The organism is Mucilaginibacter myungsuensis (assembly GCF_015222005.1).
In the GTDB taxonomy this organism is placed as follows: Bacteria; Bacteroidota; Bacteroidia; order Sphingobacteriales; family Sphingobacteriaceae; genus Mucilaginibacter; species Mucilaginibacter myungsuensis.
On record NZ_JADFFL010000003.1, the window covers coordinates 144,407 to 156,787 of the forward strand.

13 protein-coding genes are annotated in these 12,381 nt (G+C 46.7%); 5 read left to right on the forward strand and 8 right to left on the reverse strand.

Going from position 1 to position 12,381, the window contains the following annotated elements; all coding sequences use genetic code 11:
* Window positions 1-95: 95 nt before the first annotated feature.
* The 5 genes from lepB to IRJ16_RS08230 are packed head-to-tail and all read right to left on the reverse strand — an operon-like array spanning window position 96 to window position 4,755.
* On the reverse strand, window positions 96-1,523 hold the full coding sequence (gene lepB / locus IRJ16_RS08210) for a signal peptidase I (RefSeq protein WP_290246133.1): 1,428 nt from the start codon (window positions 1,521-1,523) through the stop codon (window positions 96-98).
* 30 nt (window positions 1,524-1,553) lie between these two features.
* Entirely contained in the window at window positions 1,554-2,300 is a 747-nt protein-coding gene (dapB, locus tag IRJ16_RS08215; protein ID WP_194111074.1) for a 4-hydroxy-tetrahydrodipicolinate reductase, read from the reverse strand.
* A 1-nt stretch (window position 2,301) separates the two neighbouring features.
* Window positions 2,302-3,012 (reverse strand): DUF5683 domain-containing protein, encoded by a 711-nt coding sequence (locus IRJ16_RS08220; protein WP_194111075.1) that lies wholly within the window; start codon window positions 3,010-3,012, stop codon window positions 2,302-2,304.
* A gap of 1 nt (window position 3,013) precedes the next feature.
* The gene (locus IRJ16_RS08225; protein WP_194111076.1) at window positions 3,014-3,946 is read right to left on the reverse strand and encodes a ParB/RepB/Spo0J family partition protein; all 933 of its coding nucleotides are present in this window, start codon (window positions 3,944-3,946) and stop codon (window positions 3,014-3,016) included.
* 5 nt (window positions 3,947-3,951) lie between these two features.
* Entirely contained in the window at window positions 3,952-4,755 is an 804-nt protein-coding gene (locus tag IRJ16_RS08230; protein WP_194111077.1) for a ParA family protein, read from the reverse strand.
* 338 nt (window positions 4,756-5,093) lie between these two features.
* Here IRJ16_RS08230 and IRJ16_RS08235 point away from each other — a divergent pair, with 338 nt between their 5' ends.
* Window positions 5,094-5,615 (forward strand): NADPH-dependent FMN reductase, encoded by a 522-nt coding sequence (locus tag IRJ16_RS08235; protein WP_194111078.1) that lies wholly within the window; start codon window positions 5,094-5,096, stop codon window positions 5,613-5,615.
* 59 nt (window positions 5,616-5,674) lie between these two features.
* Window positions 5,675-6,967: a hypothetical protein gene (locus tag IRJ16_RS08240; RefSeq protein WP_194111079.1), complete on the forward strand. Its 1,293-nt coding sequence runs from the start codon at window positions 5,675-5,677 to the stop codon at window positions 6,965-6,967.
* A gap of 75 nt (window positions 6,968-7,042) precedes the next feature.
* Here the strand turns inward: IRJ16_RS08240 and IRJ16_RS08245 are convergent, their stop codons facing one another.
* The 3 genes from IRJ16_RS08245 to IRJ16_RS08255 all read right to left on the reverse strand — a co-directional run bounded on the left by IRJ16_RS08245 (window position 7,043) and on the right by IRJ16_RS08255 (window position 9,698).
* Window positions 7,043-7,540: a DUF3347 domain-containing protein gene (locus IRJ16_RS08245; protein ID WP_194111080.1), complete on the reverse strand. Its 498-nt coding sequence runs from the start codon at window positions 7,538-7,540 to the stop codon at window positions 7,043-7,045.
* A gap of 553 nt (window positions 7,541-8,093) precedes the next feature.
* The gene (locus tag IRJ16_RS08250; RefSeq protein WP_194111081.1) at window positions 8,094-8,537 is read right to left on the reverse strand and encodes a YhcH/YjgK/YiaL family protein; all 444 of its coding nucleotides are present in this window, start codon (window positions 8,535-8,537) and stop codon (window positions 8,094-8,096) included.
* Window positions 8,538-8,681: 144 nt separating this feature from the next.
* Window positions 8,682-9,698 carry a sugar kinase gene (locus IRJ16_RS08255; protein WP_194111082.1) on the reverse strand — a complete coding sequence of 339 codons (1,017 nt, stop codon included), beginning with the start codon at window positions 9,696-9,698 and terminating at the stop codon, window positions 8,682-8,684.
* A gap of 210 nt (window positions 9,699-9,908) precedes the next feature.
* Here IRJ16_RS08255 and IRJ16_RS08260 point away from each other — a divergent pair, with 210 nt between their 5' ends.
* The 3 genes from IRJ16_RS08260 to IRJ16_RS08270 are packed head-to-tail and all read left to right on the forward strand — an operon-like array spanning window position 9,909 to window position 12,261.
* Window positions 9,909-10,571, forward strand: coding sequence for a bifunctional 4-hydroxy-2-oxoglutarate aldolase/2-dehydro-3-deoxy-phosphogluconate aldolase (locus tag IRJ16_RS08260; protein WP_194111083.1), 663 nt, complete (start codon window positions 9,909-9,911; stop codon window positions 10,569-10,571).
* Window positions 10,572-10,615: 44 nt separating this feature from the next.
* Entirely contained in the window at window positions 10,616-11,980 is a 1,365-nt protein-coding gene (locus tag IRJ16_RS08265; RefSeq protein WP_194111084.1) for an MFS transporter, read from the forward strand.
* Window positions 11,981-12,003: 23 nt separating this feature from the next.
* Window positions 12,004-12,261 (forward strand): DUF7660 family protein, encoded by a 258-nt coding sequence (locus tag IRJ16_RS08270; RefSeq protein ID WP_194111085.1) that lies wholly within the window; start codon window positions 12,004-12,006, stop codon window positions 12,259-12,261.
* Window positions 12,262-12,381 lie beyond the last annotated feature (120 nt).

The following is a 12,381-nucleotide window of genomic DNA, read 5'->3' on the forward strand; positions in this document are numbered from 1 at the left end:
CTGCGCTCCACCCTTCGACAGGCTCAGGGTGACACCCCTTTTGTTGTTATTGTAAACTAAAAAGAGACACAAATATGTGTCTCTAAAAATTCCTTTTAATTTATCCCTCTGAACAATCTGCTCCAGCGGATCTTGCCGAGGAAGGAACCGGCATCGTCCCAGCTCATCCAAATGAACAGGGCCTTGCCAACGATATGGTCCTCAGGAACAAATCCCCAAAAGCGTGAATCGGCGGAGTCGTGACGGTTGTCGCCCATCATCCAGTAGTAATCCATTTTAAAGGTGTAACTATCGGTTTTTACGCCGTTGATCAGTAAACTGTTCGGGCCGTCTTGCTCTACTTTATTGCCTTCGTAAACCTCTATGGCGCGGATGTAGAGCGGGATGTTCAGGCTATCCAATTTCACGGTCCAGCCTTTTTTAGGGATGATCACCGGGCCGTAATTATCGGCATTCCATTGGTGGTTGGCATCACCCGGCCAGGTTTGGGCTACTTCGCCTTTAGGGGAAATATTTGGCTCGAGCATGGTAACATTGCTGTATGTCTTCAATTTATCAGCCGACTCCTTGGTCATGAAAGGGAATTGGTGACCATCATAGTAACTGATGTTCAACTCTTTCTCTACCTCGGGGTTAAGGTCGGCGCTGGTTTGCAATTTGTAATCTAATTGCCCGCCCGGCGGGTTAGGGTTTGGTTTGCCGTTCACGTAAACCTGGCCGTCTACTACACTTAGGGTGTCGCCCGGGGTACCCTGGCAACGTTTAATATAATTTTCGCGCTTATCAACAGGGCGATAGTATGGCGCATCGGCATCCATCGGGTAGTTAAATACCACAACATCGCCTTTTTGGATCTTTTGTAATCCCGGCATTCGGTAATAAGGCAATTGCAGGCCTTCCCAATAAGCTTTAGTGCCGGTGATGGGCATGGTATGGTGCGCGAACGGGAACGCAATAGGTGTACCCGGCGTACGCGGGCCATAATTCAGCTTACTCACAAAAAGGAAATCGCCTACAAGCAGCGAACGCTCCATCGATGGCGTAGGGATGGTATAAGCCTCGATAAAGAAGGTACGGATCAGAGTAGCGGCAACCACAGCGAAAATGATGGCCTCGGTCCACTCGCGTGTCGGGGTTTTCTTTAACTCTTTTTTACGTGTTTCCTTAAAATCGGGCGAGTTAGACTTGCCCAAATATTTGGTCTTATCATCAAATCCCCACATCGGGAAGAAAACAAAAGGCAGCAGGATGCTAAGCATTTGCTCGGCCAGGCCAAATTTACCGTACGATTTTACAAAATCGATATGGATACCCCACAGCACCAGAATGTTAATGCCGGGGATCAGCATAAGGGCTATCCACCAGGTGGGTTTGCCGCTCAACTGTATCATCACATATACATTCAGGAAAGGGATGTAGGCTTTCCAGGTGTCCTCGCCGGCTTTCCCGAACATCTTACCAAGGCCCACGCAAGGCACAATGTAAAAGATGGCAACGAGTACTATAATTTCAACAATATTCACTTTAAATGGGGTTTAAATAACGGTGATGGTTTACAGGCTAAAGTTAAACATATCTTTAACCGAGTAAAATCCTTTTTTGCCTTGCACCCACTCGGCCGCCAACACGGCACCAAGGGCAAAACCATTACGGTTATGGGCGGTATGTTTAAACTCGATGCTATCTATCTCGCTATCGTACACCACGGTATGGGTGCCCGGCACGTTCTCGATACGTAAGGACTCTATCAGTACCTGCTCGGGCTTAACCACTTCGGCAGGCGCGCCTTCGGCGGTCAGTACGTTCACCCACTCGTTCTTGGTGTCCAGTCCGTCAACAATACCTTCGGCAATGGTGATGGCGGTGCCACTTGGGGCATCCAGCTTTTGGGTGTGATGTATCTCTTCTACCTGTACATCGTAGTATGGGTAGTTGTTCATCAGCTTGGCTAAAACTTTGTTCACATGGAAGAAAACGTTCACGCCAACACTGAAGTTAGACCCGTAAAGCAGCGTGCGACCATTGTTTTCGCACTCATCCTTAATACGTTGCAAGTGACCGTACCAACCGGTGGTACCCACTATCACGGGCACTTTAGCCTCGAAACAAAGGGCGATATTGTCCAACACGGTAGCAGGCGTACTGAAATCGATGGCCACATCGGCCTTTTTCAGGTTCTCTACCGTCAGGTCGGCTGCGTTGGTCAACTCAATTTTTAATACTATCTCGTGCTTACGTTCAATGGCGATCTGCTCAATGATCTTACCCATTTTGCCGTAGCCTAATAATGCTATTTTCATTTCAGAAGGTTACTGTTAACTTTAGTGCGGGGGTAAAGTTATTAAAATTAAAGTTCGATGCGTAGATCGGTTGCTGCATCAAAGTGCCGTTGATATGCACCTCAAAATTATCATCCATCGAAAAGGAGTGTTTCAGCTTACCATAGATGTATGCATCAACCACGTTAACGCCCCAAACAAGCACAAAACTTAAAGCACTGATCTGTAAGTTACGGTAAAAGCCGTCCTTAGCGTCAATAATGGCCTGGTCCGTCAACCGCGTATCGTTACCATACAGCACATATGCATCTTTATTAGCTTGGGAGTCATTTGCATAGTATTCGGGGTTATCCTTAATATTGATACCAAGCCGACGGTATTGCGCTACGGCTAAAAACAGTCGATAATCGCGCCCGTTAGTGATATACGCATTACCCAACAAGCCTAAACCGGCGTAAATGGCTGGCACTTTCCACCAGTGGCCGTTATATATCTGCCCCAGACCAGGCAAAATGGCCGAACGCGTCCAGGCTTTGCGGGGGCTGTGGGTGCTATCCGGGATATAAACTTTTACTTTTTTAGGTTTGATATCGAACTGCTTTGAAGGATCGGTATCCTTTTTTTGATAAGCACTATCGATGGGGTTTTTCTTCATCACGGTATCGGGCTTTTGGGCCATAGCCGAAAACCCGATGCCGGTGATCAATAATATCGTAATTAAGATATAGCGCATGCTACCAGTCTAACATTTCTAATATGCGGCCCAGATCATCGTCGGACAGGAAGGGTATCTCGATACTACCTGCCCCCTTAGCGTCGACCTTCAGCTTTACTTTGGTGCTGAATTTAGATGCCAGGTCGTCCTGAATTTTTTGAGCCTGATAGCTTAACGGGGCTATACCTTTGTTAGTATTGGCCGCGGGGCGTTTATCTGCATTTTTAGCAATGTTACGCACCATTTCTTCCACCTTACGTACCGAAAGACCTTCTTTCAGGATCATTTGGTGAATATACAGCTGATCAGTAGGGCTTTCGACAGTGATCAGCGCGCGGGCGTGGCCCATGCTGATGCCACCATCACGAATAGAAGCTTGTATGGCAGGCGGCAGTTTTAACAAACGCAGGTAGTTGTTAACAGTAGAGCGGTTCTTGCTTACACGCTCGCCCAGTTCTTCCTGCTTCATGTTCAGCTCGTCCATCATCCGCTGAAAACTTAAGGCCGTTTCAATAGCGTTCAGATTCTCACGCTGGATGTTCTCTATTAGCGCCATCTCCAGCATTTGCTGGTCGTTAGCGGTACGGATATAAGCCGGTATCTGTACCAAACCTGCCAGTTTAGAGGCACGCAAACGGCGCTCGCCACTGATCAATTGATACTTATGTGCGCTTAAACGGCGCACGGTGATCGGCTGGATCAGGCCCTGCAATTTGATAGACTCGGCTAACTCGTTCAGCGCCTGCTCGTCAAAATCGGTACGGGGCTGGAACGGGTTTATCTCTATCTCGGCAACCTTTATCTCGTTAATAGCGCCCGCGTCGTTCACTTCGGGCGCGGTAGCTACCGGTTTTGGGGTATGATCTTTAGTTTGGTTTACCTGGGTACTATCATCAAGCAGCGCGCTTAATCCTTTACCTAAGCCAAAACTACGTTTTTTTTCTGCACTCATTTATGTTATACGGTTGCGGTGCTTTCTTCCGGCTCGGCCGCTACTAAACCATTTTTACGGATGATCTCGCGGGCAAGGTTCAAATAATTGATCGCGCCTTTGCAGTTAGCATCGTGCATAATTACCGATATACCAAAACTTGGGGCCTCGCTTAAACGGGTGTTACGCTGGATGATGGTATCAAAAACCAGGTCCTCAAAGTGCGAACGTACCTCTTCTACCACTTGATTGCTCAAACGCAAACGTACATCGTACATCGTCAGCAAGATACCCTCGATATCTAAATTGGTGTTCAAACGGTTCTGAACGATCTTAATCGTGTTCAGCAATTTACCTAAGCCTTCCAATGCAAAGTACTCGCATTGTACCGGTACGATCACCGAGTGAGCCGCGGTCAGAGCGTTAATGGTGATCAAACCTAATGACGGCGAGCAGTCTATAATGATAAAATCGTACTCATCTATCACCTGGGCCAAAACAGCTTTCATTTTATACTCGCGATCGGTCAGGTTGATCATCTCGATCTCGGCACCCACCAGGTCGATATGGGCGGGCAACAGATCAAGATTAGGGGTATCGGTATGTTGGATAGCCTCGTGCGGGTCTATCTGGTTGATAATGCACTCGTAGATACTGTTTTTGATTGTGCGCGGATCAAACCCTATACCAGAGGTAGAGTTGGCCTGCGGATCGGCATCTACCAACAGTGTTTTAAAATCTAATACAGCAAGGCTGGCGGCCAGGTTGATGGACGATGTGGTTTTACCTACACCACCTTTTTGATTAGCTAAGGCGATAATTTTACCCATTATATTCCTTTATATTATAATTGATGGATCGTGCTAAAAAACGGAAAGCTTTACAAAAAATTCTACCTTCGTATCAGTTTTCTAAATAGCGGCTAAAGATACGGAATTTACAGATCGGGTAATCCACAGTTTTGGGCTACTTACAAACAAAATAGTCGGGAAAGGTAAAAGGTGAGCGGTTAAAGGCGAAAGGTTTTTTTGCTTTTAGGTCACGTTTTTATAACCTGCTACCGATACAAATATAGCACTTGTAAAAGGCATTGCTAAGGATAAAGCCGCACAAAAAGGCGGCTAAAAACCTTTGACCTTTCGCCTTTTACCTTTCACCTTAAAAAAAGATGGTCACCATTATAGCGGGTACTAACAGACCCAACAGCAATACACTTAAACTGGCAAAATATTACCAGGACAAACTTAAGGACAAAGGTATGGACGCGCAATTACTATCGCTGACGGACCTGCCTGCCGACCTGATGAGCACCGACCTGTACGGCAAGCGCAGCGATGCCTTTAAACCGATACTGGACCAGGTGAATGAGTCGGATAAGTTCTTGTTCATGATACCTGAGTACAACGGCAGTTTCCCCGGCGTGCTGAAATTATTTATCGATGCCTGCGATTTCCCGCATAGCTTTTACGACAAAAAGGCGGCGCTGGTTGGCCTGTCGTCGGGCAAGTATGGTAATATCCGCGGGGTTGAGCATTTTAACGGCGTTTGCGGGTATCTGCACATGCACGTGATGCCATTGCGCATCCACATCGCTAACATCCGCCAGGAACTGGATACCGAAGCTAAATTACACCTGCCAGACACCATCAAATTTACCGATGAACAGATCGAAAAATTCATCAGGTTTTAAGTCATAAATATTTATACTTGCTCTAACTAATTTTTATCTCATCAACCTTATTATCGCATATGAGCACTTTTTACAAGATCCTGTTACCGATACTGTTATTGGCTACCACAGCCTCGGCCCAACGAAATTTCAGGGATGGCTACATCGTGAACGCAAAAGGCGATACCGCACGCGGCGCTATCGACTATCAGAACTGGGAACGCAACCCGACCGTTATCCGGTTTAAAGATGCATCGGGCAAAGTATCAGATCAAACTCCGGCCAACACCAAAGCCTTTTCTGTAGCGCAGGCTGGCCTGTACCGCACATTTACGGCCAATATCAGTAACGACGTGATCAGGCCGGGCAGGGCCGAGAACCGGCTGGATTCGGTAAAACGACCGGCTACCATTTTCCTGAAACTATTGCAGACCGGCAAAAACCTGGACCTGTACGAATATATTGACAAGAACCGCCCCCATTTTATCACCGTTGAAAAAAAGACCGGCAGACCGCTTGAACTCACTTACCATTTCTTTTATTTCAACGCGGTAGAGAGCCGCATTAACGGCTACCGTAACGATCTGATAGATTATGCCCAAACCTACAAAGTTTATAACGAGCGCTTTTTAGCCCAAGTTCAGCAAGCCAACTACGAGGCCGCCGATATGATAGCAATGGTCAATATCATAAACGGTGTAGCATCGAGCAAAGAAGCTGTTTTTGACCAGGTTAAAGCCCAGGCCAAAGCCGAAAAACGAAAAGCCGTAAAAAGTATAGACGAGGGCAGCAGTAAAGTTGATATTGAACTATTTGCCGGCGCCACCATGAATGTGGGCAACTATAGTTTTACGGGTTTTAATGATCTGGCCGTAGACCCTAAAGCCGTCTCTACCCTATTACCTCAATTGGGTTTCGGTGTCGATTTTACCCGCGACCCAAATGTGGCCCGCCTGGTAGTGCGCGTGGAGGTAAGCGCCTTTTCGGGCCAGCTTAAAGCAGAATCGGCCAATGCGTTAAAAACCGTCGATATGTTCAATATCTCCCTCAGACCCCAATTAACCTATAATCTTTACATCAAAGATCCTATCAAAGTCTTTATCAGCTCTGGTTTCATCTTTGGCTTGTCAAATATCAGTAATATGAAATACAGCGTCGTTAACCCTAAATACAATGTCATTAACGGTCAGCAAGATCTTTTCGACAAGTACGTTGGGATCCCCATACGCGCGGGCGTCCTGATCAACCGACGTGTGGAGATCTATGGCGGTTATATTTTACCGTCAGATATAGAAAATGCGGGCGCTTTGAGTTATAACGCTACATTATCATTCGTTCAAGCAGGCGTGAATTACCATTTTGGTAAACGATAGTATCGACTTGACTGCAAATAAAAAATGGCTTCCTGCTAACCGGGAAGCCATTTTAGTTTAACTATATATTCAAGCCTATTTAGCCTTGATGGTCTCTTTAACCTCGCCGCACTCGTCCATCTCTTTACCGTAGTATGGGTTAGTTATCCGGCTGGTCTGGCTTAACCAATAAGCTTTTTTCATAGGGCAATATTGACGGTAAATGGTCACGTCGTTAGCCTGAGTAGCTTTGATCAGCGCGTAAAAGTCGTCAGACAAGGTTAGGAAATGCTCGCGTTGCTGATCCATGTCTTTGGCTGTATTGATCTTGGTACCGGTCGTGCTCAGCTTGTCGGCATACTTGGTCCAAGCCGCCTTTTGCTCTGCATTGAATTTGCTTGCATCAACAGCTTTAACAGCGCTGGTGAAAGCTTTAGCTTGCTCGGTAGCCGTTTTGGCATTATCGGTCGCTAATGCGTCTTTCATCCCAAAGTAGGCTTTGGTTACGGCGCTTAGCACAGTGCTATCGGCAGCTTTAACTTGTGCGCCGATGGCGATGAGGAGGGTGATGGTGAGTATTTTTATGGTTTTCATGATGATCAATTATTTTCTTTTAATAAAAAGGATCTCGATTAGTATTGACGATCGATGTAACATATACAGTATTTGCAGGATCGTCTATCCAAAAGATGATCAGAAACGGAAAAACTCTGAGGGTAGCAGCCCTAAATTGCCCTGGATATCTTACTTGATAGTTATATGGAAACTTGCATATCTGTTCCAGATAAATGTCTATCTCCTTATAAAACCTCGAACCTAAACCTATTGCCTACTTTCATAGAAATCGTAGGAATCGGACATCTCCAACTCCTTCAGCAAACAGTTCTAAATTATACACTTTCGTAACGTTTTTTTATTTCTGACCAAGGTCGAGAGGTGGTTTTTCCGGCCAGGAAATCAGCCTTGCGTCTTAACATTTCCTGCACTTGGGTGTTACTCAAACATATTCTCCGGTTTCAGAGCTGTATTGATAGTTTAAGCTATCCAAAAAAGCTAATAGTACTTTCTTCTCTGTATCGCTTTGGATGTCTATTTTTAATGTCCTCCATACACAAATATAACGAATGGTAACTATAAATAGTTCATCTCAAATCGCCACCTTCACCACCAACTTTTTAATAAGCCCATCGCCGATCATTGGCGCATGCACATCGTCTGGGTAAAATATGGCGAACTGGCCCGGTAGCAGGCTAAAGTACATGTCGGGTCTATCGGTAAAGAAGATCACATCGCGCTCATCATCAAATTTGCCAATGGGTTGGGTACAATCCTGACGGGGTTTCCAGCCCATGGTCTCGTTACCACGAATGAGTAGTTGTATATCGATATTTTGGTTATGGCACTCAAATTTTTGTACCGTAGCTTCAACGCCAGGGTTTTCGCTAACGATCATTTTAACGCCGTCGCTTAACTGGTGTATACCTATCTCTAAAGCTTCCAGATCCTGCGCCTGAAGCCAATCAAAAGCCAAACCAAAATTGCGGTGTAATGGAGCGTATTGCGCGCCGTTGCTTAATTTATCTATGATCATTGTTAGTTCATGGTTGATGGATCATCGTTCATGGTAGAAGACATGGTCCGTCAGCTAGCATTTCTTTAATTATTGCGGTAACTATCTCTCGATCAGAATTTCATATCCATGAACTATCATCCATGAACCATGAACTCGCTAAACTCAGCGCTGCACTTTACCGCTCGCGTCGCCTCCCATCAGGGTCAGCACTTCGGCTACTGTAGCGTGGTTGGTATCGCCGGGGATAGTATGCTTTAAAGCAGCCGCCGCTATGCCGAACTCATTCGCATCTGCTGCCGGCATTCCGGTGATCAGTCCGTAGATCAGTCCGCTGGCGTAGGAGTCGCCGGTACCTACACGGTCAACTATGCGTACGTTGTATTGTTTAGCTTGATGGATATCGGTACCATCGTATATCAATGCGCTGATGCTGTTATCGCTGGCGCTATGGCTTTTGCGGATGGTGGATGTGATGTATTTAAAACCGTATCTGTTCTTCAGATCCTCAAATGCTTTTTTGTAGGCATCCGGGTTAAACTCGCCGTCATTCAACTCGGCGACAGGGAAACCGATGGTATCATCGGCACCAAGGCAAACATCGGCATACTCGCAAACTTCGGGCATGATCTGCGATGCCTTCTCTTTACTCCACAATTTTTTGCGATAGTTTATATCTACGCTGATGGTGATGCCTTTGGCTTTAGCGGCCTTCAATGCGGCGAAGGTCAGCTCCGCCCCTTCATCGCTGATGCCGGGGGTAATGCCGCTGGTGTGGAACCAATCCGCACCGTCAAATATCGCGTCGAAGTCGAACTCATCTACCTGCACCTGACTAATGGCCGAACCGGCTCTGTCATAGATCACTTGCGATGCGCGTACCCCTGCACCTGTCTCTAAAAAATACAATCCCAACCTATCGCCTCCACGGGCTACGTGTTGGGTATCTACACCAAATTGCCTTAAATGATTGATAGCTGCCTGCCCTAAAGCGTTGTCAGGCACTTTAGATACAAAGCTGGTCTGCAACCCATAGTTGCTCAACGCCACGGCCACATTAGCTTCGCCACCGCCGTAATTGGCCTCAAAAGCATCGGCTTGTACGAAACGCTGATGGCCAGGGGGCGATAAACGCATCATGATCTCGCCAAGGGTGACTATTTTTTTAGGGACGGACGGCATATTGGTTACAGTATTGATGTGCGCAAGATATAGCCTTGCCGATCAAAAATACATTTATCGGCACCTAATTTCCTAAGCATCGGCAAAAAACAATATCGGGAACGTTTGCATGGATTTCTTTTAGCTTTAATATAGATGGCGGTAATGCTATTGTGCTTTTTCTTTCTACATTTAAGCCTAAGTAAACCTGAGAGAACCCATTCTCCTGCTATGACCGACAAAAAAGAGACGATACTGAAACTGATCCCGCAACAGGGTATGCTGCCGCTATACTTTAATAAAGATGCGGACATTAGCATTGGCATTTTGCACGCGCTGTACGCCGCCGGGATCAAGACCATTGAATACACCAACCGCGGCGAACAAGCCCTGCAAAACTTTGCCCGACTGCGTGAGATATGCGACAAGGAATTAGGCGGCATGTACCTCGGCGTCGGCACCATTAAAACCGCAGCACAAGCGCAAGCTTTTGTAGATGCCGGTGCCGATTACATCATTAGTCCGGGATTAGTAGAGGAGGTGATACCCGTTGCCGATAAAGCAGGTTTACTGTGGATACCAGGTGCGATGACCGCTACCGAGATAATCCGAGCTGAGAATTTGGGAGCTAAACTGGTAAAACTGTTCCCCGGTAATTTGTTGGGCCCGGGCTTTATGTCGGCCATTAAGGAACTGTTCCCTGTGATGTTGTTTATGCCTACGGGGGGCGTGGAACTTTCTGCCGATAACCTTGGCGGCTGGTTCAAAGCCGGGGTTTGCGCCGTGGGGATGGGCAGCAAACTGATCACTAAAGATGTGATGGAAAACAAAAAATATAACGAACTTACCGCCGCTACCATCGAAGCGCTCGCCATTGTGAACGCCAACCGATAGTACGGCCCGATACCAATTTTTACCAATTATAGCCCATTAGAGAGATGACCGTAACCAAAGTCGGCAGTTACCGCTGGACCATTTGTGCCCTTATTTTCTTTGCCACCACCATCAATTATCTTGACAGGCAGGTACTTAGCTTATTAAAACCCACCTTAGAAGAGAAATTTGGCTGGAGCAATTCCGACTATGCCGACATCGCCTCGGTATTCCAACTCACCTACGCCATTGCCCTGCTGTTTGCCGGACGCATAGTTGACAAGCTGGGTACTAAAAAAGGCTATGCCTGGGCTATCGTAATATGGTCGATAGGTGCGATCATCCATGCGCTGGCCATCCCTATTGGCGAAAAGCTGAATATGATCTTGGGTATTGTAGGTATCGCAGCTATGCCAGTCTCCATTCTTGGCTTCATGTTTTCGCGGGCGATATTGGGCTTGGGCGAAGCCGGTAACTTCCCGGCCGCCATCAAAGCCACGGCCGAATATTTCCCTAAAAAAGAGCGTTCTTTCGCTACCGGCATATTCAATTCGGGTACTAATGTGGGCGCTATCCTTGCACCGCTATCCGTACCATGGATAGCTACAAACTGGGGTTGGGAGGCTGCGTTCTTAGTGATCGGCGCCATCGGCTTTTTATGGCTCATCTTTTGGCAGATCATGTACCAACGCCCTGACCAGCAGCCCCGTTTAAGCAAAGCCGAACTGGATTACATCAACAGCGACCAGGAAGACCATAAAGCACCCGTAGCGGCCGGTGGCGACGAAAAGGTATCGTGGAGCAAACTCCTCACCTATCGCCAAACATGGGCGTTTACCTTTGGCAAATTTATGACCGACGGCGTATGGTGGTTCTTCCTGTTCTGGCTGCCGGCTTATTTGAAAGATCAATATCACATCACCGGCCTGGCCGTACAAGGCCCGCTGACGGTATTGTACAGTATGACCATGTTCGGTAGTATCGGCGGCGGTTGGTTCCCTGCATACTTTATCAAAAAAGGCTATGCCGCTTACGACGGCCGTATGAAAGCTATGCTCATGATCGCCTTCTTCCCGTTGGTGGTACTGGCAGCGCAGCCCTTGGGTTCGATATCCTACTGGCTACCCGTTATACTGATCGGTGTGGGCGCATCAGCACACCAGGCTTGGTCGGCCAATATATTCACCACCGTGTCGGACATGTTCCCTAAACGGGCCGTAGGTTCGGTAGTGGGTATTGGCGGCATGGCAGGCGGTTTAGGCGGTGTACTGGTGACCAAAGTGGGTGGCTACCTGTTCGACCATTACAAAGCCCTTGGCCATATCGAGACAGGCTATACCATCATGTTCACTTTTTGCGCGGTAGCTTATCTGATCGCCTGGACAGTGATGAAGACCTTGGTGCCGAAGTATAAGTTGGTAGAGTTGTAGGGATTAAATAATTACTGTTCACAATGCGAAATTTGGAAACCGTCGCACAAAATGTAGGTTCAAAGCAAGACTTTATCAATTTTGTACAAGCGTTAATAGAAGATCTTAAGACCAATTCAAATAATTGGACAAATGTCACATTAGAAGGGTATTTGGAGGGAATGAAAAGCTGGACCGAAGATATGGATGGTTACTACTTAAACAACGGATTACCAGCGCCATCTCGAGTAGCGTGGCAGATAATAGCCGATATCTTAATGGGAGCAAAAATATACGAGTGATGTATCAACTTAGGCCCAAAAGCAGATACACGCCACAGGCGTGCGCCAGCTTGAGAATTACATCTTTATTACACAACTAATTAGTTATCAATAAATTAATTTTATAGATGTGTGAATTTT

Bases quoted from the DNA above. Each gene is read 5' to 3' on its own strand.
- IRJ16_RS08240 (WP_194111079.1), top strand. From the start codon at position 5,675: ATGAGCACTTTTTACAAGATCCTGTTACCGATACTGTTATTGGCTACC.
- IRJ16_RS08260 (WP_194111083.1), top strand. From the start codon at position 9,909: ATGACCGACAAAAAAGAGACGATACTGAAACTGATCCCGCAACAGGGT.
- IRJ16_RS08255 (WP_194111082.1), bottom strand. From the start codon at position 9,698: ATGCCGTCCGTCCCTAAAAAAATAGTCACCCTTGGCGAGATCATGATG.
- dapB (WP_194111074.1), bottom strand. From the start codon at position 2,300: ATGAAAATAGCATTATTAGGCTACGGCAAAATGGGTAAGATCATTGAG.
- IRJ16_RS08250 (WP_194111081.1), bottom strand. From the start codon at position 8,537: ATGATCATAGATAAATTAAGCAACGGCGCGCAATACGCTCCATTACAC.
- IRJ16_RS08265 (WP_194111084.1), top strand. From the start codon at position 10,616: ATGACCGTAACCAAAGTCGGCAGTTACCGCTGGACCATTTGTGCCCTT.
- IRJ16_RS08220 (WP_194111075.1), bottom strand. From the start codon at position 3,012: ATGCGCTATATCTTAATTACGATATTATTGATCACCGGCATCGGGTTT.
- IRJ16_RS08235 (WP_194111078.1), top strand. From the start codon at position 5,094: ATGGTCACCATTATAGCGGGTACTAACAGACCCAACAGCAATACACTT.
- IRJ16_RS08245 (WP_194111080.1), bottom strand. From the start codon at position 7,540: ATGAAAACCATAAAAATACTCACCATCACCCTCCTCATCGCCATCGGC.
- IRJ16_RS08230 (WP_194111077.1), bottom strand. From the start codon at position 4,755: ATGGGTAAAATTATCGCCTTAGCTAATCAAAAAGGTGGTGTAGGTAAA.
- IRJ16_RS08225 (WP_194111076.1), bottom strand. From the start codon at position 3,946: ATGAGTGCAGAAAAAAAACGTAGTTTTGGCTTAGGTAAAGGATTAAGC.
- IRJ16_RS08270 (WP_194111085.1), top strand. From the start codon at position 12,004: ATGCGAAATTTGGAAACCGTCGCACAAAATGTAGGTTCAAAGCAAGAC.